This window comes from Spirosoma pulveris, assembly GCF_054781875.1.
Genome location: NZ_BAAGTO010000001.1, coordinates 835857 through 855537, shown reverse-complemented (window position 1 = coordinate 855537; position 19681 = coordinate 835857). Strand labels below are relative to the sequence as shown.

The 19681-nt window shown below is 50.6% G+C and carries 17 protein-coding genes; 6 read left to right on the top strand and 11 right to left on the bottom strand.

Features of this window, described 5'->3' with window-relative positions; genetic code table 11:
- The first annotated feature begins 280 nt into the window (after window positions 1-280).
- Entirely contained in the window at window positions 281-2545 is a 2265-nt protein-coding gene (locus ACYVJM_RS03440; protein ID WP_461146802.1) for a S9 family peptidase, read from the top strand.
- A 97-nt stretch (window positions 2546-2642) separates the two neighbouring features.
- Here ACYVJM_RS03440 and hslU read toward each other — a convergent pair whose 3' ends face one another.
- The 4 genes from hslU to ACYVJM_RS03420 form a co-directional block, all read right to left on the bottom strand.
- Window positions 2643-4028 (bottom strand): ATP-dependent protease ATPase subunit HslU, encoded by a 1386-nt coding sequence (gene hslU, locus ACYVJM_RS03435; protein ID WP_461146801.1) that lies wholly within the window; start codon window positions 4026-4028, stop codon window positions 2643-2645.
- A gap of 103 nt (window positions 4029-4131) precedes the next feature.
- Window positions 4132-5196 (bottom strand): type IX secretion system protein PorQ, encoded by a 1065-nt coding sequence (gene porQ, locus ACYVJM_RS03430; protein ID WP_461146800.1) that lies wholly within the window; start codon window positions 5194-5196, stop codon window positions 4132-4134.
- A gap of 55 nt (window positions 5197-5251) precedes the next feature.
- On the bottom strand, window positions 5252-5959 hold the full coding sequence (locus ACYVJM_RS03425; protein WP_461146799.1) for a hypothetical protein: 708 nt from the start codon (window positions 5957-5959) through the stop codon (window positions 5252-5254).
- Window positions 5959-6666, bottom strand: coding sequence for a hypothetical protein (locus ACYVJM_RS03420; protein WP_461146798.1), 708 nt, complete (start codon window positions 6664-6666; stop codon window positions 5959-5961). Before ACYVJM_RS03420 ends, ACYVJM_RS03425 begins: the two co-directional genes overlap by 1 nt.
- A gap of 108 nt (window positions 6667-6774) precedes the next feature.
- On the opposite strand from ACYVJM_RS03420, the gene ACYVJM_RS03415 reads away from it, so the two are divergent.
- Window positions 6775-8361, top strand: coding sequence for an acyl-CoA carboxylase subunit beta (locus tag ACYVJM_RS03415; protein ID WP_461146797.1), 1587 nt, complete (start codon window positions 6775-6777; stop codon window positions 8359-8361).
- A 15-nt stretch (window positions 8362-8376) separates the two neighbouring features.
- On the opposite strand, the gene ACYVJM_RS03410 is transcribed toward ACYVJM_RS03415, so the two are convergent.
- The 4 genes from ACYVJM_RS03410 to ACYVJM_RS03395 all read right to left on the bottom strand — a co-directional run bounded on the left by ACYVJM_RS03410 (window position 8377) and on the right by ACYVJM_RS03395 (window position 11526).
- On the bottom strand, window positions 8377-8520 hold the full coding sequence (locus ACYVJM_RS03410; protein WP_461146796.1) for a hypothetical protein: 144 nt from the start codon (window positions 8518-8520) through the stop codon (window positions 8377-8379).
- A complete protein-coding gene (locus tag ACYVJM_RS03405) occupies window positions 8513-9220 on the bottom strand; it encodes a hypothetical protein (protein WP_461146795.1) in 708 nt (235 codons plus the stop codon). Before ACYVJM_RS03405 ends, ACYVJM_RS03410 begins: the two co-directional genes overlap by 8 nt.
- A gap of 82 nt (window positions 9221-9302) precedes the next feature.
- Window positions 9303-9884: a Crp/Fnr family transcriptional regulator gene (locus ACYVJM_RS03400; protein WP_461146794.1), complete on the bottom strand. Its 582-nt coding sequence runs from the start codon at window positions 9882-9884 to the stop codon at window positions 9303-9305.
- A gap of 430 nt (window positions 9885-10314) precedes the next feature.
- On the bottom strand, window positions 10315-11526 hold the full coding sequence (locus ACYVJM_RS03395) for an aspartate aminotransferase family protein (protein ID WP_461146793.1): 1212 nt from the start codon (window positions 11524-11526) through the stop codon (window positions 10315-10317).
- A gap of 44 nt (window positions 11527-11570) precedes the next feature.
- On the opposite strand from ACYVJM_RS03395, the gene ACYVJM_RS03390 reads away from it, so the two are divergent.
- From ACYVJM_RS03390 to ACYVJM_RS03380, 3 genes are all read left to right on the top strand, one after another.
- A complete protein-coding gene (locus ACYVJM_RS03390; RefSeq protein ID WP_461146792.1) occupies window positions 11571-12725 on the top strand; it encodes a hypothetical protein in 1155 nt (384 codons plus the stop codon).
- 514 nt (window positions 12726-13239) lie between these two features.
- Entirely contained in the window at window positions 13240-14928 is a 1689-nt protein-coding gene (locus ACYVJM_RS03385; protein WP_461146791.1) for a sodium:solute symporter family protein, read from the top strand.
- 91 nt (window positions 14929-15019) lie between these two features.
- Window positions 15020-15880: a M23 family metallopeptidase gene (locus tag ACYVJM_RS03380; RefSeq protein ID WP_461146790.1), complete on the top strand. Its 861-nt coding sequence runs from the start codon at window positions 15020-15022 to the stop codon at window positions 15878-15880.
- Window positions 15881-16056: 176 nt separating this feature from the next.
- Here ACYVJM_RS03380 and ACYVJM_RS03375 read toward each other — a convergent pair whose 3' ends face one another.
- The 3 genes from ACYVJM_RS03375 to ACYVJM_RS03365 all read right to left on the bottom strand — a co-directional run bounded on the left by ACYVJM_RS03375 (window position 16057) and on the right by ACYVJM_RS03365 (window position 19073).
- Complete coding sequence (locus tag ACYVJM_RS03375; protein WP_461146789.1) at window positions 16057-16809, bottom strand: bacteriorhodopsin-like; 753 nt, start codon at window positions 16807-16809, stop codon at window positions 16057-16059.
- A 209-nt stretch (window positions 16810-17018) separates the two neighbouring features.
- The gene (locus tag ACYVJM_RS03370) at window positions 17019-17978 is read right to left on the bottom strand and encodes a Brp/Blh family beta-carotene 15,15'-dioxygenase (RefSeq protein WP_461146788.1); all 960 of its coding nucleotides are present in this window, start codon (window positions 17976-17978) and stop codon (window positions 17019-17021) included.
- Between the two features lie 192 nt (window positions 17979-18170).
- Complete coding sequence (locus ACYVJM_RS03365) at window positions 18171-19073, bottom strand: DUF2911 domain-containing protein (protein ID WP_461146787.1); 903 nt, start codon at window positions 19071-19073, stop codon at window positions 18171-18173.
- A 65-nt stretch (window positions 19074-19138) separates the two neighbouring features.
- Here ACYVJM_RS03365 and ACYVJM_RS03360 point away from each other — a divergent pair, with 65 nt between their 5' ends.
- Window positions 19139-19672, top strand: a complete 534-nt coding sequence (locus ACYVJM_RS03360) for an NUDIX hydrolase (protein WP_461146786.1) — start codon at window positions 19139-19141, stop codon at window positions 19670-19672.
- Window positions 19673-19681 lie beyond the last annotated feature (9 nt).

The window sequence follows — 19681 nt, the reverse complement described above, 5'->3', positions numbered from 1 at the left end:
GAGCCTGAGATACCCTCATCAAAGCCAACAAACGCTTCGATATGATCATTCTGCCACCCTAGTGACATGGCTTCGGTCCAATGACGGAGTACTTCTTCTGGAAAATGGCCGATTATTTTTCAATGTATCTTCTGGGCGATACCTCAGAAAGGGGAGTGGATGTGGAGGAGCTTAATCAGTAAATAGAACAGGAAAATAAATCAGGGCGGTAATAAAAAATTGCTTCTTTAAATACGTGACTAAAAGATGGCCGGGCGGCCTTAAACAAAACGGCTCTTTTATGAAACAGTTTGTTGCCAGTTTACTTATCGTAGCTATTCCTGCACTTTTGTCAGCGCAAGGGCGTCCTGACGATTATCAACGTGCCGAAAAGCTGAAGACCCAGTTACGGTCAACCGTTTATAATGCACCCGCTACAATTAGTTGTTCAGCAGATGGACGGATGGCCTGGTATATGATACGTACTCCGCGAGGGAGGGAGTTTATGACCGTCGATATTCGGAGAAAAAGCCGCCAACCCGCTTTCGATCATGAGAAGCTGGCCCGGAAATTAGCGTCGGTAACGAATAAGAAGGTGCTTCCTTATGCGTTACCGTTTTCAACATTTACATACAATCCCAAAAGTCAGGAGATTGAGTTTAGTGTCGAAAACACCACTTGGGTTTATGCACCTTCGACCGATTTACTTAGGTTAAAGGAGCCGGTTAAAGAACAACGGTATTGGGGTGAAATCAACCGTGAGCAGACCGATAAACCGGTTGCCTCGCCCGACAGCAACTGGACGGCTTACATCAAGAATAACAACCTTTTCATCCAGTCGGTCAAAACAAAGCAGGAGACCCAGTTAAGCGTCGATGGATCGGAAAGGGATTATTATTCTGGTTTTGTCCAATGGTCGCCCGACTCGAAAAAGCTGGTCACCAACAAGATTCGTCCCGGTCAGAAGCATACGGTGTATTTCGTCCGCTCGTCTCCCGAAGATCAATTACAACCTAAACTCGAAAGCCGCGACTACCTCAAACCGGGCGACACACTGTCGGTTGCGCAACCGCAGTTATTTATACTTGCTGAGAGAAAACAAATTCCAATTGATAACCAACTGTTTAGTAGCCAATACCGACTCTCCCGAGCCGAATGGCGAAAAGACAGCCGTGCCTTCACCATGGAATACAACCAGCGCGGGCATCAGGTATATCGGGTACTGGAGGTCAATGCCACAACGGGCCATGTGCGGGCGCTTGTCGATGAGCAGACCAAAACCTTCTTCACCTACAGCCCCGTTTCGAACTCGGGGAAACGGTTTCGTTTCGATGTGGCGGACGGAAAAGAGATTATCTGGATGTCGGAGCGCGATGGATGGAATCACCTCTATCTCTACGATGGTACGACGGGCCGGGTCAAAAGTCAGATCACAAAAGGGGAGTGGGTCGTGCGCGATGTGCTCCAGGTGGACGAACGAAAACGTACCATTCTGTTTGCGGCCAGTGGCATGACGCCGGGGCAGGACCCGTACTTTGTTCACTATTATAAAATCAACTTCGACGGCACCGGGCTCGTATCGCTAACGCCTGAACCGGCCAATCACACGGCTTACATCTCGCCGGATACACACTGGCTAATTGACGCTTACTCGCGCGTCGATCAGCCTCAGGTAACGGTTTTGCGATCGACTCAGGATGGTTCGGTGCTCATGGACATTGAGAAAGCTGACATTTCTGAATGGGAAAAAGCAGGATGGCGGGCACCGGAATCATTCACGGCAAAAGGCAGGGATGGTAAAACGGACATCTGGGGGATAATTATCCGGCCTACAAACTTCGACCCCGCCAAAAAATACCCGGTTATTGAAAATATCTATGCAGGCCCGCACAGTTCCTTCGTGCCCAAGTCCTTTATGACGAATAACACCTCCATGTTTGAGCTGGCCGAACTGGGCTTCATTGTGGTGCAGATAGACGGAATGGGAACATCCAATCGCTCAAAAGCCTTTCATGATGTGTGCTGGCAAAACCTGAAAGATGCCGGATTTCCCGACCGTATCGCCTGGATGAAAGCAGCCGCGCAGCAATACCCGTCGATGGACCTGGAGCATGTGGGTATTTACGGAACGTCGGCCGGGGGGCAAAGTGCCACGGGGGGGCTATTGTTTCACCCGGATTTCTATAAGGTTGGGGTTTCTTCCTGCGGTTGTCATGACAATCGAATGGACAAAATCTGGTGGAACGAGCAGTGGATGGGCTACCCCATTGGTTCCCAGTATGCCAACTGTTCCAATGTTACCCACGCAGATAAACTACAGGGAAAACTACTCCTGATGGTTGGCGAGGTTGACGACAACGTCGACCCAGCGTCGACACTTCAACTGGTCAATGCGCTGATCAAAGAAAACAAGGATTTTGATTTTCTGATGGTGCCGAACATGGCCCATTCCAGCGGGGGCGAGTATGGAGAACGCAAACGACGGAATTTCTTCGTTCGTCATCTGCTGGGTGTTGAACCACCGGCTTTTCCACCTAATGAAGCTACGAGCAAGGAAGCCAAATGAGCCGGCACGTACCTGTGTCTGGTGTGTTACAATAATAGAAAGCCATCAGGGTAACCGCATCGAAAAAACGAGTGGTTACCCTGATGGCTTATTAAATTTAGAGAATAAACTGACTCAGATCCCGATTTTTCACCAGGCCGTTCAGTTTTTCATTAACAAGTTCTTTGGTCACCACGACATGTGCGTTGGCCCCGATGACGTCGGGAATGTCGAACATGAAGTCGTTCATGAGGTGGCTTAATACCGTTTGCAACCGGCGGGCACCAATGTTTTCTACTTCGCCATTCACCTCGAAGGCAATCCGGGCAATTTCGCGCAGGGCGTCGTCCTGGAAGGTCAGGCTAACCTCTTCGGCTTGAAGCATAGCGACATATTGCTTCGTCAGGGCGTTCTTTGGCTCTTTCAGAATCTGATAAAAATCGTCTTCCGATAGGCTCTGCAATTCCACCCGAATCGGAAAACGACCCTGAAGTTCCGGAATCAGATCGCTGGGTTTGGCCACATGGAAAGCCCCGGCGGCTACGAACAGGATGTGGTCGGTATGGATGACACCGTATTTGGTGTTCACCGCGCTGCCTTCGACGATGGGCAGCAGATCGCGCTGCACACCTTCCCGGCTCACGTCGGGGCCACCACCGCCATTGCCTGAGCGGGCTGAGGCAACTTTGTCTATTTCGTCGATGAAGATAATACCGGCGTCTTCGGCTTTTCGGATGGCTTCTTCCTTTACCTCATCCATGTCAATCAGTTTGGCGGCTTCTTCTTCCAGCAGGATTTTGCGGGCTTCGGCAATACTCACTTTTCGTTTTTTGCCCCGCTTGGGCATCATGCCGCCAATCATTTCCTGAATGTTCATCATTGACATGTCGTCAATGGCGCCCCCCATAATGCCAATGTTCGGCGTCTGGCTTTGCTGCACATCGATGTCGATTTTACGATCGTCCATTTCGCCGGAGCGGATTTTCTCCCTGAAGCGTTCGCGGGTGCGCTCGTTCAGTTCGGCGTCGGCATCTTTTTTCTCATTCTCGAAGCCCATATGGCCGTTGGCAGGCTTAACCGGTGGAATCAGAATGTCGAGAATAACATCTTCGACCATCTGCTGAGCCTTCACCTGAACGGCTTCTTTTTTCGATGCCTTTACCATGTTGACGGCCTGCTCCACCAGGTCCCGCACCATGCTTTCTACATCGCGACCCACGTAGCCGACTTCGGTAAATTTGGAGGCTTCGACTTTGATAAAGGGAGCATCGGCGATTTTGGCTAACCGACGGGCAATTTCGGTCTTCCCGACGCCCGTAGCGCCAATCATCAGAATATTGTTGGGCGTTATTTCGCGCTGCATATCGGCAGTGCTGTTCATACGGCGCCAGCGGTTTCGAAGGGCAATTGCCACGTTACGTTTGGCATCGTGCTGGCCGATGATATACTGGTCCAGTTCGGCGACAATCTGCCGGGGTGTTAGGTCTTTAAGTAATTCGGTCATTGATACTGTGGAGTGAGTTGAAATCCCTCTTATAGGTGAAACACCGGAAACAGGAAAATGTGCCAAAGCGGAAAGAAAACTGCTTCGAGAGTCATTTTTCGGGTCACTTTACAAGTCTGTTCATATCAATTCGGACGGACAACTGACTTGTACCCGCCGTGGGTATGGACGTAAATCGGGCGTAGGTCAGTTGAAACGCCCGTGCCTGTACCGAGGCCCCGAATGAAATACCGGTTCCGGTAAAGGCCGAGCCGCCAAGGCCCGTTGTGGTCACTTTCCCCTCCGCCCGCTTCTGGTGATTGTAACCAACCAGCAAATGTACGTTTCGGCTGAGGAGCAATTCGGCTCCGATGCTCAGGTGCCGGGCTATTTTTTCTGTTACGCTGGTTGTTTGCGGAATTGGGTTTCCGCTCAAATCGTACCGGACGTTCAGATTGGGGTCGTTGTAACTAATATCGAACCGCTGGAGGTGATGGGCCGTCAGGGTTAGACGGATGGGAGCATGACGGGGTTTAAGCGTGACGCCCGCTTGTAAGTCGAACGGCAGATCGGCATCCGTCGAACCGTAGTTTTTGATCAGATATCCAACATTTTTGGCCACCAGTCCAAACGTCAGATCCTTCTTCGGATGCCGCCATACCCCGCCCAGATCGGCCAGAACGCCGAATGCCGAATACATTTCGATGGACGAGCCAACGGCCTTTATCGTAGCGCCGAGGGTGAAATTGCCTTCTGTTCGGGCGTGGGTCAGGCTTAGCGCATAGTCATTGGCCGAAAACGTGCCGAGTGTGTTTCCAATAGGATCGGTCATGGTAAACTGCCCATAACTCAGGTATTGCAGACCCACTGCCCAGCCCGTGTGCCGGTCGGGGCTGGTTTGTTTGGCCGGTAAACCGTACTGAAGTGTATAATATTTAGCGGCAGCCAGATACGGCATCAGACTAATGGAAAGCAGGTTTGGCTTGACCGAATCGGCCAGGGCGGGATTGTTGAGGTGATAAGCTCCGTCCGGGCTAACGGCGGTCGCGACTTGCCCGCCCAAAGCCGCCACGCGGGCATGCGTCGGCAGGTCGAGAAACGAAAAGATACGCTGCCCACCCAACGACTGCGCGAATGCGGCCGGTTGGTACGCGATCAGAAAAAAGGCGATGTAAATAAAAAAACGCAAAGGAGCCAGCGCGATTGTACACGGCAAAGGTCAGAAAAAAAGGAGTATGCCGTACTTATAAACCAATGCCAATTTTCAGGCCAGCCGTCAGGCTGGGCAAAAGGGAGTTGCCGGGCTGAAACCGGCTGGGAATAAGTCCGCACCCGCAGGTCGACGTTGGCGAATTGGTCTCAGTACGGCCATACCGAATCCCAACACCAACATAAACGTCGAGCAGGACGCGGCTCAGGTGTTTGGGTGTATCGGAGGGGATCGCAATCTGACGGCCCCATTTGACGTGACTTCCCCAGACAAACCGGTTGATTACCTCCTGATTAGCAGGAAAGTTTGGGTCCGGATCGTAAAGAATCAGATTTTTTGTTGCGTTAATCTGCTTGGCAAACCCCTCAATGGCCAGGTAATTACCCAATGGAAACTGGCTATTGATATGTATGTTTTTTCGCCTGTTTGAGCGGTAGCGTCCCGTATAATGCCGCCACTCCGACCTGACTCGCCAGATGGACCAGTCGGCAAAGTTCTGTTTATCGTCGGATGTGATAGCCAGCCCTTTATGCCCAAAGCCAATTTCGCCCTGCACGGCATTTCGTTTGCCGGTGCGTACTTCCAGCCCTGCCTGTAGTGTAGCGTCAGGGTCGAGAAGAAGCGAGAGCGGAGCCAGTTTAATGATTACCCGCGGAACGTATTCGTACCGAACGGTTGAGTCCTGAGCCGATGCGGACAACACCAGTAGGAGTGTAGGAAGGAGGAGTAAACGTTCACGCATCAGGGAAAAGATTGCCGTTGAGATTTACGAAAACTGTACGCAACTTTTATGCCCAGGGTGGCGCTCAAGGAAAAGGCATTGATGGGACGATACACATCAAAAAACTGGCTGCCAACCGGGTGGATATAGCGTATTCCCGATACGGTTTCGGCAGAGACACGTTCGTGGCGAAGGCCCAGACCAGCATAGATATCGTACAAAAATCGTGACGGGTTTGCTGACTTATTTCTTCGCCCGAATGCCCGCTGAAGACCCATTTTAACGTGCCCGCCAACGACCCGCTTGTGAATCGGGAAGGCAACGGGTTGATCATGCCCACCCTCGAACGTAGATACGAAAACCGACTTTGGACCATTTACGGTTAAAACAAACCCTTCCAGTGCCCAGTACCGTCCGACTCCTGCCCGCGGTTGCCGATAACACCGGAATTCTGACCGTCCCCGCCAGGCCTGCCGTTCATCGAGCTTTCCCTGTTTCAAAAGCGAGAGTTTATCCAGAAATGGCGGTCCATATCCTGCCTCCACCTGAATCGCCGTTCTGGAAGACAGCGCGTACTCGAATCCCGGCTGAAGCATGCTTTCTTTATCGAATAAGGTTAATGGATTCCATTTGAGTAGAAGTTGCCGGACGGGAGACGTCATTGCCGTGTCCTGAGCAGTCGCATTGACGCAGAAAGCCAACAGAGACAGCAGCAACAATCGACTCATAAATGATTTGATTTTCATTCATCAGTCAAGATACAAATCGACTTGGAACGGTTGTAATCCGTAAGAAAAATTAACTTTGTCCGACCTTGTTTTTCTACGACCAACAGTATGCCTACTGAAAACCACCTGGAGTCTAATCAGCTTGATACACCAACGCTTACCAAAGCCGACATCCTGATTCAAAAAAATGCCGAAGCCGAACTCGGTGGCGGTCAGAAACGGATTGATAACCAGCATAAAAAAGGGAAACTAACCGCACGTGAACGAATCGCCCTGCTGGTCGATGAAGGCTCGTTCGAGGAGATCGGCAAGTTTGTGATGCATCGTACCCGCGACTTCGGGCTCGACAAGGAACATTACCTCGGCGATGGGGTGGTTACCGGCTACGGCACCGTCAACGGGCGGCTGACCTACGTCTTTGCGCAGGACTTTACCGTTTTTGGGGGGGCACTTTCCGAAACCCACGCCGAAAAAATTTGTAAGCTTATGGATCTGGCCCTGCAAAACGGTGCCCCGATCATTGGCCTGAACGATTCGGGCGGTGCCCGGATTCAGGAGGGGGTTCTCTCGCTGGCGGGCTATGCCGATATATTTTACCGCAACACACGGGCGTCGGGGGTTATTCCGCAGCTATCGGCCGTTATGGGTCCCTGTGCGGGTGGTGCCGTATACAGTCCCGCCATCACCGATTTTATTTTCATGGTCGAGAACACGAGCTATATGTTCGTGACCGGCCCTAACGTCGTGAAAACCGTAACGCACGAAACCGTTACGGCCGAAGAACTGGGCGGGGCCAGTACCCACAGCACCAAATCGGGCGTGACGCACTTTGCCTGCGAGAACGAACTGGCCTGTATCCAAAGCCTCAAACAGTTATTGAGCTACATCCCGCAAAACTGCGAAGATGAACCGCCTATGCTGGCTTATGAACCGGGCGATGAGTCGCGGCCGGGCCTGAACGCCATAATTCCGGCAAACCCGAACCAGCCGTACGATATGCGGGAGGTAATTGAGGAACTGGTCGATGGAGGAAGCTTCATGGAGGTTCACAAGAATTTTGCCGAGAACATCGTGGTGGGTTTCGCCCGGATTGGCGGTCGCAGCATTGGGGTGGTGGGCAATCAACCGGCGGTACTGGCGGGGGTACTGGATATACATGCCAGTACGAAAGCCGCCCGGTTCGTTCGTTTCTGCGATTGCTTTAACGTGCCGCTGCTGGTGCTCGAAGATGTACCTGGTTTTCTACCCGGCACCGATCAGGAGTGGAACGGCATTATCACCAACGGGGCTAAACTGCTGTTTGCATTCTGTGAAGCCACCGTGCCCCGCGTCACCGTCATTACCCGCAAAGCGTATGGCGGAGCCTATGACGTCATGAATTCCAAGCACATCGGCGCCGACATGAACTACGCCTGGCCCTCAGCCGAAATTGCCGTGATGGGAGCCAGTGGGGCCGCCGAGATCATCTTTAAGCGGGAGATCGCCGAAGCCGAAGATCCGCAGGCCAAGTTGCAGGAGAAAGTGCTGGAGTACACTGAAAAATTTGCTAATCCGTATCGGGCGGCTAACCGGGGTTATATCGATGAGGTTATCATGCCCGACCAGACCCGGCAGAAACTTATTCGGGCCTTTACGATGCTGGAAAATAAAGTCGCCACACTGCCAAAGAAAAAACACGGAAATATTCCGTTGTAATTGGTCATCCGGCAACTAACGGTTCAACCCAGAGATTGAGGAGGTACACTTACCGACGCCCAACGTAGCTTTCAGGATTGCGTTGGGCGTCGGCGTAAACGGCGAAGCCTGAATTTTATCAGGCTCGACAGCCGATGTGATCAGATGTTTATCATTCATGGGAGTAGGGTCGTTGCCTTGTTGACACTATTTCGTTGCGGAGTAGCTGCCGAAAAATGGCCAGATGGGCAAAAATGACTAGCGGCACCAGGCACGACGGCAGTAGGTTAAAGGGGAAATAGCTAATGGCGATGTTGGGCTGGTCGAAGGCGAATTGCTGGAAGGGCGTAGGTGCAGAGAGCAGCGCGTTAATCACAATATTTAGCACCAGCGCCAGGCAAACGGTATTCCAGATCAGCAGCAGCGGTTTGTTAACCCGGTTACCGACAAAGCCAAACCAATAAACAAGCGGAGCCGATAGGCCTGAAATAATATCGAAGTTTCGCCCCTCGAACGTCATCAATTCAGGGATGGTTTTGTGCATAAACAGCCATAGCAACACGATTTCAACGGGGATGCGGACGACATGGAACAGTGTTAATGTTCTGATGTCCAGTCGATCGATAAAAAGTTTACCCCGTGCCGTGCTCATCAGTACCACGATGGTGAGTATGGGCGGTAGCAACAAAAGCAAAAGCCGGGGCGGCACTGTATTAATCGTGTAGAACCCGGTTAGTCCCAGGATCGACTGAAACGCAATCCAGCCAGCCAAAACGATAAGAAACGTTTTACTTGCAGGCGTCGCTTTGGCAAACAGCCAGCCAGCAAGTAGCACAGTAAGCCCGAACGTGACGGGGATGTAGAGTGGAAGTTGTTCCATGACATTGTAATTTATTGACAAGGCAAAGGAACACTGCACCCAGATTAGGCGACCTGCCAAATGACAAGAAATAACGAGCGGGCTATTTTTTTGTGTATTCGCGCCGTATCCGGCTCAGCGACGTATCCGTGATGCCGAGATACGAAGCAATGTGTTTAAGTTGGGCATACTTGAAGACCTCCCGATCCGTATTAATCAGATTTTCGTACCGTTCTTCGGCGCTTTTGTTAATAAGCTCCAGCGTCCTCTTTTTAAATACGGCAAACGATTTGACCAGCATCATACGGCCAAACTCTCGAAATTCGGGGGATGAATGGAAGAGTTTATTCAACGTCTCGAACGTGATGGAATAGCCGTGGCAATCGGTGAGCGCCTGAATATTTTCGGTCGAAACGGTTCGCATGAAGAGCGACGACACTTCGAAGACGTACCTGTTTCGGGCATAAAAAAAGGTAGTCACTTCATTGCCATCGGGGTCGTGCGTGAAAGCCCGCATACAGCCTTCTTCCAGAAAAAAATAGTCGTTGCTAATCTGCCCTTCTTTCAGGAAAAACTCATTTTTCTTGATGGTTCGCGTGTCGAAGTGGTCGATGATGTTTGTCAGTGCTGACCCCCCAATGGGTATGTTACTCTGGATAAACGTGATAAGTGCTTCTTTGGCCATGGTGGTTGAAACAGAATTGGGGCGGCACGGTATACGTCACGGTAAATTTCCTCAAAGTAACGTGAATACGGGATTATTCAATCTGCTTTGCGGCCTATTCCTTTTGGGTAAGATTGTAGCCTGATTTCACCCGGTTCTGCCTTCCGCCGACGCGGCAATTACATTCGGGAGCACGCATGTTTGACAGATGCCGGATAGCAAATGGTTGCAAAAGTCGGGTTAACGGCTCATTTTTGTCCGCCTAAAAGCGAAACAGCTGCACCAGTGTTCGGCGCAACTGTTTAACAGGATTTATCCGATAATCAATTTACCCATTTATGGCCATCCCATCCCCTAAAAAGCCCGGTAGTTTAGTACGAACTGTGGTAATAGGTCTTTTAATTCTGTTTGTGATCGCTTTGATGGTAGGTACGCTTACGGTTCTGTTTCCTTAATCTACAGGTACTGTTACATACTCAATCGCTTCGAGAATGACCGCGCAGGCTTTCCTGATCTCCTCTTCCGTAATCACCAGGGGAGGAGCAATTCGCATGGAATTGTTGCAGAATAGAAACCAGTCGGTAATGACACCGCCTAAAATGGCGCGGTCAATAACAGGTTTCAGCACATCGAACGAGTCAAATTCAACGGCCAGCATCAAGCCTTTGCCGCGTACTTCCCGTATAGCCGGGTGGGTCAGCAATTGCCGGAACAGTTGACCTTTTGTTTCGGCCTGTTCGTGCAGTTTCTCGGTCTGAATGACCTGCAGCGTTGCCAGGGAGGCCGCACACGAAACCGGATGCCCGCCAAACGTGGTGATGTGCCCAAGAATGGGATTATTCCGGAACACGCTCATAATCTCGGCCGAGCTGATAAAGGCACCGATGGGCATTCCACCCCCCATCCCTTTAGCGCACAACAAAATATCAGGAATAACCGGGCCAACGTCTTCAAACGCCCAGAAGGTGCCCGTACGGCCAAATCCTGTCTGAATTTCATCGAAAATCAACAGGGTACCCGTATCGGTACAGCGTTGCCGAACGGCCTGCATATAAGCCGCGTCCGGGACCCGAACGCCCGCTTCACCGCAAACGACTTCCATAACAACGGCTGCGGTACGGTCGCTAATCTGATGAATATCGGGCCAGTATCCATGCCGGATGTGCCGGATGTCGGGTAGGAGCGGGCGGTAGTTGCGTTTAAAGTTTTCGTCGCCGGAAAGCGACAGGGCACCTTGGGTAGCACCGTGGTAGGCGTTGAAGCAACTGATTATCTCCGTCCGACCAGTATAGCGTTTCGCCAGCTTCATGGCGCCTTCAACGGCTTCGGTGCCCGAGTTCGTAAAATACACTGTATCCAGGCTGGGCGGCAGCGTCTGGGCGAGGGCTTGTGCCAGCTCCGTCTGGGGTGTCTGGATATACTCGCCATACACCATCAGGTGCAGGTATTTGTCTAGCTGGTTCTGAATGGCTTGCAGGACGTGCGGGTGCCGGTGCCCGACATTACTAACGCCAATGCCCGAAATAAGATCCATGTAGACCTCATCAGCCTGCTTTCCATAAAGATATACGCCTTCGGCCCGTTCGATTTCCAACCCTAAAGGAAAATCGGAGGTCTGGGCTATATGCTGAAAAAATAGTTGCCGGTTCGTCACCGTATACATGATAAATTATCAATATTGCTCCTTGATTTTTAACACCCACAACCATGAAAACAGTTCTTCTTTTCCTGTTGCTGAGTCCAACTATTTTGTTGGCTCAACTAATAAAAGTCTCACCACAGGATCTCGAACGTAAACAATCCTACCTGCTTTTTCGGGATGGAACCCTGCTTCGAGGGCGCATCATTCGGCAGGATAGCTCGGTCATTACGGTTCAAAAACGAAATGGAGACCGCTCATTCGTAGAAGCCGATCAGGTTGTTCGTATCTCGGCCAGTCGCCCGGATAGGCTGCCTGGTTCGGCTCAGACTCCCACAACGGTATTCGTACTCAAGGATGGTACCCGGTTTTCCGGAAAATTCGTTCGCCAGGATAACACAATGATCACGGTACGAAAGAGCAATGGGCAGCTCACTTATTTTGAACCGGAATTACTGGCCCGCATCGACTCGTCCGGGTCTGACCCCGACACCACCGGGCTTGCCGACCTGCCGGGTCGTACATTTCAGAACCGCTTTTCGCCCTGGCTACTGACCGGTAATACGGCCTTTAACGCAGAAAAAGGACGGCTTTATTACCGGAATACGTTTCTGCTGCTCAACGAGTTTCAGTACGGGCTCACCCGTAATCTGAGCCTGGGCGCGAGTGTCAATCCATTTTATGGGAGTTACTCGCCGAGCGCTTTTAGCCCACGGGAAACAGTACTGGGGCCAACGTTCCGGTTCTCCGGTAAATTGACATTTCCTATTGGCGAGCAATTTCGGTTTGGTATCAACACCACCTACCAGCCCCGCCAAAAAGGATATTTCTACCAAATCGCCCAGCAACTGGTGATCCAGGGACTTATGTCGTTTGGCGATAGCCAGCGAAATGCAACGCTGGGTTATGGACTCCGTATTTTTCCGGATTATACTTCATCCAATAAAATTCCGGTTATCACCGTGGGGGTCATGCACCAACTATCCCGTAATCTGACATTCCTGAGCGACAACACATTCTATTTAAATGCCTACTATGGAAATTCCAGTGCCGAACTCTCGGTGGCGCTGCGACTTAATCGCAAACGTCATGCCTTCGACCTCGGAGCGCTGTCAGCGGTAAGGTCCAATTATGTCTACTATGCCACCTTACCGGCTCAAAATCAGACCAAGGTTTATGTATCACCCTATATTGGATATAATTTAATTATCGGCCGTAACTAACTCCTGCCAAAGGGAACAACTGCCTTTTATTTTGCTGCTTTTGCCCTGTCTCGGTTTCGCGCAGGAGGACTATTACCAACCCAAAAAAAACTCAACGCACTAAATGCTTGTATTCGATCGTGCTGAAAGACGGGACGCAACTACGGGGTGAACTGGTCCGGCAGGATACCGCCGAAGCCATCATCCAAACGGATAACCTGGGCGAAATTCGACTGATCTGGCAGTAGATGCTCCCCTTGTTTATAGGCTGGGCTGTATACAGATCGGTCCTGTTTATTCGCTACGTTAGCTGTCACATCAGAATTGGCAAATAATTTGTTCTGGGGGTATTATCTGACAGGTATGCTGATTTACACTATTTTCGCCGTTATTGTCAGATAAGACATGCCTCTATGCCCGATAATCCTACCGACTTACCACCGTTTGCCCGTTCCTGGTCGCAACTTTATGCTATTGTAATTGGGAGCCTAGCTGCCGAAATTATTTTGTTCTACCTGCTAATGCACTGGCTGTCATGAGTGTTATTGACTGGAGTGTATTGGTTATTGCGTTAGCCGGCATTATCATTTACGGCCTAATCCGTAGCCGGGGAAGCCGTAGCATGGACGACTACCTATTGGCCGGGCAGTCGCTTCCGTGGTACCACGTGGGCTTGTCGGTGATGGCAACCCAGGCGAGTGCTGTTACGTTTCTGTCAGCTCCTGGACAGGGGTTTTCGGACGGGATGCGCTTTGTGCAATTTTATTTTGGCTTACCGCTGGCCATGGTTGTGCTGTCCATTACGTTCGTTCCGATTTTCCATAAGCTTAAAATTTATACAGCCTACGAATACCTCGAATCCCGCTTTGATTCCCGCGTGCGAACCCTCACCGCCGGGCTGTTTCTGCTTCAGCGGGGGCTTTCTACCGGTTTGTCGATCTATGCGCCTGCCATTATCCTGTCAACCATTCTGGGGTGGAATATTTACTGGACGAATCTGCTCATGGGTGGCATTGTGCTCGTATATACCGTAACGGGTGGTACCAAGGCTATCTCCTACACGCACCTGCAGCAAATGGCCGTTGTGACGTTTGCCATGGCGCTGGCCGGGTTTCTGACCGTTAAGATGCTGCCCGAAGGTGTGGGCTTCGTCGATGCCCTACACGTGGCGGGTGAAGCGGGACGTATGAACCTGATCGACCTGAAGTTTGACCCCAACAGCCGTTATAACCTCTGGTCGGGCCTGATTGGCGGCTTTTTTCTTCAGCTTTCGTACTTCGGCACCGACCAGTCGCAGGTGGGGCGCTACCTGACCGGCGAATCCATTGGCCAAAGCCGTCTGGGTTTGCTGATGAATGGACTGCTGAAAGTGCCGATGCAGTTTCTAATTCTGCTGGTAGGTGTGCTGGTGTTCGTCTTTTACCAGTATAATCCGTCGCCTACGTTTTTCAACAAGCAGGAAACCGATCGCCTGAAAGAGAGTCCGTACGCGTCGGCTTACCAACTCGCCGAAATCAAACACCAAAACCTGACAACCCAGCGACAGAAGGCAGTACTGGATATGCAGGTGGCCCTTAAAACGGATAACGAAGCTGCTCAGAATGCAGCAGGGAGTGTTTTGCGTGAAACGGATGAGGCTCTGAAACAGGTGAAGACCGATGTGACCAGTCTAATTAAGAAGAACAACCCATCGGCCGATACCAACGATGTCAATTATGTTTTTCTTCGCTTTGTACTCGATTACCTACCCCACGGGCTGATCGGTTTGCTCATTGCCGTCATCTTCAGCGCATCGATGGGGAGCATTGCTTCTGCCTATAATTCGCTGGCGTCAACGACGGTGGTTGATATTTACAAGCGGCTCATCAAAGACGACTCAGACGACGCCCATTACCTGAATGTATCCCGTTGGGCAACGGTAGGCTGGGGCGTATTCTGTATTGTGGTCGCCCAATTCGCCAACCGGCTGGGTAGTATGATCGAGGCCGTTAACATTCTGGGGTCGCTGTTTTACGGCGTGATTCTGGGCGTTTTTGTGGTTGCCTTTTACGTTAAATCCATTGGCGGTCGGGCAACTTTCTGGTCGGCGATCATCTCCGAAGTCTTCGTTGTGATTAGCTGGTATCTGGATTTAACCGCTTTTCTGTGGCTGAACGTGATCGGCTGTTTACTGGTGGTGGGCATTGCCTGGATATTCCAAAAGGTTATACCACGTCCCGCATGAGCAAACCGCTGGCCGTAAGTCTGCTCGGCTAAGATTTAAAACAGTGTTTAGAAAAGTCTGGTTGTAAGTAAGGCACTCAACTTTATTTACAATGAGCATCTTTAACTTAACAGTTTTTAGCGGGGTTTTACTGACGTTATCGGCTATGGGCCAAACGAAAAACTCCTCGTCTGCCGAATCAGCAAAATCCGTGGCGGTCGGCCAGGGCGAAGTAGCTCGCTGGGCGGGAAACTGCCTCCGGTGCAGTTTCGAAAAAAGGGCTTGGGATGCAGTCAATGGCACCTGCTATTATCCGGTAGATATGGATATGGAGCCGGGAAAATATACGATTTCCCGCCGGACAACAGGTGGAAAACTGGAGTCGGCCACGCTTACGGTAACCGAAAACTCCTGTCAGCAGGAAGACATCAAAAACTTTCCTAAAAAGGAATACGTGAATGTGTCGGCACAGAACCAGGCGAGAGCGGCTAAGGAAGCTGCCGTTGTCAATCCGATAATCAGTTACAAAGCTGAGGTTCGTCCGGCCGTATTCGATTTACCGGTGGGCAAACCCGCCAATCCGCTGCCCAAAGGCGAGGGTAACTTCGGTGCCTGCCGAACGTTTGACGGGCAACCCCGCGATCGGCACACGGGTCAGGACTACCCGGTAGCGGTGGGTAAGCCGGTGTTGAGCATTGGAAATGGTCGGGTAGTGCTGGCAGCTAATCAGTTTTTTAGCGGTAACGCCGTCTACATTGATCACGGCAACGGATTGATCAGCGAATATTTTCACCTGAAAAGCTACTCGGTCAAGCCAAATCAGACCGTAACCAAAGGCCAAACGATTGGTTTGACCGGCGAAACGGGTCGGGTAACGGGGCCGCATCTGCACCTGGGAGTTCGCTGGCATGGGGCCTGCATCAATCCTGGTTTCCTGCTGATTGATCCTTCAGATATGCCGGAAGTGCAGTAGCCCTAATCAGCCAAATTTTTTATGTGAATGCCTGTTGGAAACCCCGGCAGGCTTTTTTTGCCCCTTGTTTCTTGAATCAGAAAAGCACCCGGCTCAGGCCATTAACTGTGTCAAAAAGCCAAAGGCCCGATCGGTTGGTAAGATGCCAAACGATCGGGCCTTTGGCAGCTACTTGCTTAGGCGTTGACAGCTGTCATTACCCTAACGGATTCTCTTTTGGTCGATGCTACGGCTGCACCATACACCACCAGGCCAAATCCAATCTTATTCACGGCATCGCCGATGTTGTAAATAAGGTCCAGATTTAGGCCCATTCCGCCTAAAAGACCACCGGGCATTGTCATGTATCCGATTGGATAGATACCCCAGCCAATCAGAACAAAGTTACGGAGCAGGCGGACTGCTTTCGACACCTCCGGGTTTGGCGACTGATCTGCCACCTGCTTTACGCTGCCCAGTGTTGCTTCATATACAATGCCAATGTAACCAAGGGTAGAGACAGCTCCCCAGAGTACGGTACGGGCCGGGTCGATTGACTCACCAATGTAGCCGGTTACGAGCATGAAGACCGAATAACCAACCAGCCGCCATAAGGTAGATGTTTTGCCTCCGTATGGCTTAATCAGCAGGTAAAACTCGACACACATCAGGGGGACAGTGAGTGTCCAGTCAATGTAACGGAATTCGGTTGGCGATGTCTTGGTTTCAAGCCATACGCCCCGCATGTAAAAATAGTGTACCGCAGCAATCATGGTGATTAACCCAGAGATAAGCAGCGATGTGCGCCACTTACCATCAACTTCGCTTCGCTCCATAAAGAAGAATACCGAAGCTGCGAACATGGACATGTAGCCCGTGAAAAACGTAAACCCAATTACGTCGCCGGGCTGGAGCACTTCCAGCAGAATTGAAGAGATTTGGTTAAGCATAATTGTAGTTAGATGAATGATGAAATAGAAATGTATAATTTTTAATGAGAATTATACAACGTATCAAATGTATTTTGTTTAACGTTTATAAAAAAGTATTAAACAAAATAAATTTTCATCAAAAACAAAAAAGCCCACTACGTGCTTGTAACAGGCTTTTTTATTTTTGATGATGGGAAAGAAAATGGCTTTAGTTTACTGAAGACGAGTTATTTACGTAACAAGTCGAGCTGATGCATTACTTGGATATGGGGTAACGTTATCGTCGAAAGTAAGATAAACAGGTAAGGTAAGGGATCAAAGATGGGTGTGTAACTGTACCAGATACCTGCCCCGGCCATCAGGAATCCAAATGCAAGGACCGTAAGGGGAATAGACTGCCGCCAGAGTTTCCAGATCGTTTGTGCTGGTTTACCCGGCTGCTGCATGTAGGATTGGATAATTCCAAACGAACTAAGCGAATGCCATCCGCCAAAGTACAGCATAAAGGCGGGAAGTAAAGGAAGTGTGTAGGTAAGAAGAAGCACCGTACCTAATCGTACCAACCGCCACCCGTTTAGTTTCATAGGCCGGTGTCCTAGCGCCAGCATAGCCAGCACAACCGCGAGGGTTGCCCAGCCGCGAAGCAACGAACCAGCCCGGTTGGCAGTCTCGCCCCACAGTTTCATGGCCTGTGGATCGTTTTGGATGATTCTGGACAAAATGGGCGTAACCTCAGGGGCGTGCGTGAGTAGGATAAACGCCAGCACAAATCCACCCGCTACGAACCTGATCAACGACCAGTACCGATCGTCGGGGGCATTTTCCAGATCCGTTTCACCAAAATGCCAGGCCGAAATCAACAAAAAGAGGGTCAGGCTCAATACGGGAAAAAGCAGCCAGGCCAGCCCGTAGGCCGCGATCATCAGCACATATTTCGTTATAAAACGAGTCAATGAAAACGGCTGCGCCTGCCGTATGGTGTGTTCCTGTTCAATGAGATGGTCTAGCGCCCCGTGCGGAATTCCAACGAGTATAAGAAGGCTTATACAAAAGACAAGCTGAAGCCATAAGGGCAGCGGGCCAACCCAATACTGATAACACGCCAGCAGAAGGCCCGCCAGAATGGTTAGCCCGGTAGGCGTGCGCTGAATATAGTTGCTTAATCTTGCTAACAGGCTAGTAATCATAGCGTAAACGGTGGTAAATGGATCGTTTTGTTAACTGGATAGGCCGTTTACTGGTTCATATAGTACTAAAAATTAGTAAATTTATTCAATTAATAGCCTGAAAGGCCGAGTGAAACTGAACTCACTCGGCCTTTCAGGGCTCACTATACGTAAATTGGGTAAAGTGTAATACCGGTCAGGCATTACATTTAGTTAAGCCTTCTTTTTTCCCTTGCCGCTTTTCATGGCTGGCAGAGCCGGGATTTTAGATTTATACTCCGTTACGCTCTTTTCGATGCCCTCCTTGAAAAATGGGAATACCTGATCGTTCGACGACTGACCGAGTGCAAGTGCCTTTTCGGCAATGGGGAGCGCGTCAGTGTACTTACCCTGTTTAGCCAGTATCTGCGACTTGATGTACAGGTTGCGGAAGTTTTCCTGCTTGGCAATCGACTTGTCGATCCAGATCAGAGCCTGGTCCAGATTACGTCCTTTAGATACGTTATAACTGGCGGCTGCCTGCAACACAGCAGCATCGTCGGGTTTCTCGGCTACGGCTTTGTCTACGTTAGCGGCTGCATTGGCATCTACATCGACGCGCAGGTCAGCTGAAGCTTTAGCATTGGCCCACATGAAATTCAACTTGGCCGAATTGTCAGTTAAATCACCAAAGGCAATGGTGAAGGTCTCAACATTTTCACTGTTTTCCTGTGGTTGCAGATCAACCCGCAACACGTCCTGATCCTGCTTGTAAGTTGCCTCCGTAACGGATTTGTCTTTATTGAAGATCAGGGTAAACGCTTCTCTTGAAGGAATCGACATAATGGCATAACTACCGGCGGGTAATGTTTTGCCGTTTACCATCAGGTCTGTTGAGGTCGTGAACAGGGTTGCGCCATTGGCACCCGTCCGCCAGACTTTTCCTGCCGGTACAAACGTATCCGTGAACGGTTGCCGACCCCGTAAGCTTGGGCGTGAGTAACTAATGGTCAAATCAGTCGTACCAATGGTCTGCATAACCGTGGCACCGGGACTAGGCGAAGGGAGTTTAATTTGAGCGGTGGTCAATTGAGCAGCTAAACAAAGTGTAGCCGCTGTTAACGAAAGTTTGCGCATGATTGTCTATAGACTATTTAAAAAAACAGTCACAAATTGCGACTTTTTTGCGCAAAAACCAGCATATGTATCGAAAATCCCTGCTTTCGTTGCTTCAGCAACACAGCCCGGCCGATAAACGGGAACGGGCTATGACACAGGAAGCTATCGCCTTCGTCCGGGCCAATCCCAATTGCTTCGATCGGTCGTTGCTTGTTGGGCACATCACTGGCTCCGCCTGGATCTGCAGTCCCGACCGGCAGCAGATACTCCTTATCCATCATCGAAAACTTGACCGTTGGCTTCAACCCGGCGGTCACGCCGATGGTGATCCCGATGTGGCGGCTGTCGCCCTGCGGGAAGCTCAGGAAGAGACCGGACTTACCTCTCTGAACCTGCTTTCCAATGCCATTTTCGATGTCGATATCCATGAGATTCCTGCCCGGAAGGAGGTGCCCGTTCACCTCCATTACGACATTCGATTTTTGTTTGAAGCCGACCCATCAGAGCCGTTTGGTAATTCTGATGAAATTACGAATATTCAATGGTTTTCGCTCAAAAAGGCAGAACAGCTTGTTAACGAACCGTCAATATTGCGGATGCTAGCCAAAAAAGTGTAAAAACTATAA

Coding starts and splice junctions, on each gene's coding strand:
- ACYVJM_RS03440 (WP_461146802.1), top strand. CDS start 281: ATGAAACAGTTTGTTGCCAGTTTACTTATCGTAGCTATTCCTGCACTT.
- hslU (WP_461146801.1), bottom strand. CDS start 4,028: ATGACCGAATTACTTAAAGACCTAACACCCCGGCAGATTGTCGCCGAA.
- ACYVJM_RS03425 (WP_461146799.1), bottom strand. CDS start 5,959: ATGCGTGAACGTTTACTCCTCCTTCCTACACTCCTACTGGTGTTGTCC.
- ACYVJM_RS03420 (WP_461146798.1), bottom strand. CDS start 6,666: ATGAGTCGATTGTTGCTGCTGTCTCTGTTGGCTTTCTGCGTCAATGCG.
- ACYVJM_RS03415 (WP_461146797.1), top strand. CDS start 6,775: ATGCCTACTGAAAACCACCTGGAGTCTAATCAGCTTGATACACCAACG.
- ACYVJM_RS03410 (WP_461146796.1), bottom strand. CDS start 8,520: ATGAATGATAAACATCTGATCACATCGGCTGTCGAGCCTGATAAAATT.
- ACYVJM_RS03405 (WP_461146795.1), bottom strand. CDS start 9,220: ATGGAACAACTTCCACTCTACATCCCCGTCACGTTCGGGCTTACTGTG.
- ACYVJM_RS03400 (WP_461146794.1), bottom strand. CDS start 9,884: ATGGCCAAAGAAGCACTTATCACGTTTATCCAGAGTAACATACCCATT.
- ACYVJM_RS03395 (WP_461146793.1), bottom strand. CDS start 11,526: ATGTATACGGTGACGAACCGGCAACTATTTTTTCAGCATATAGCCCAG.
- ACYVJM_RS03390 (WP_461146792.1), top strand. CDS start 11,571: ATGAAAACAGTTCTTCTTTTCCTGTTGCTGAGTCCAACTATTTTGTTG.
- ACYVJM_RS03385 (WP_461146791.1), top strand. CDS start 13,240: ATGAGTGTTATTGACTGGAGTGTATTGGTTATTGCGTTAGCCGGCATT.
- ACYVJM_RS03380 (WP_461146790.1), top strand. CDS start 15,020: ATGAGCATCTTTAACTTAACAGTTTTTAGCGGGGTTTTACTGACGTTA.
- ACYVJM_RS03375 (WP_461146789.1), bottom strand. CDS start 16,809: ATGCTTAACCAAATCTCTTCAATTCTGCTGGAAGTGCTCCAGCCCGGC.
- ACYVJM_RS03370 (WP_461146788.1), bottom strand. CDS start 17,978: ATGATTACTAGCCTGTTAGCAAGATTAAGCAACTATATTCAGCGCACG.
- ACYVJM_RS03365 (WP_461146787.1), bottom strand. CDS start 19,073: ATGCGCAAACTTTCGTTAACAGCGGCTACACTTTGTTTAGCTGCTCAA.
- ACYVJM_RS03360 (WP_461146786.1), top strand. CDS start 19,139: ATGTATCGAAAATCCCTGCTTTCGTTGCTTCAGCAACACAGCCCGGCC.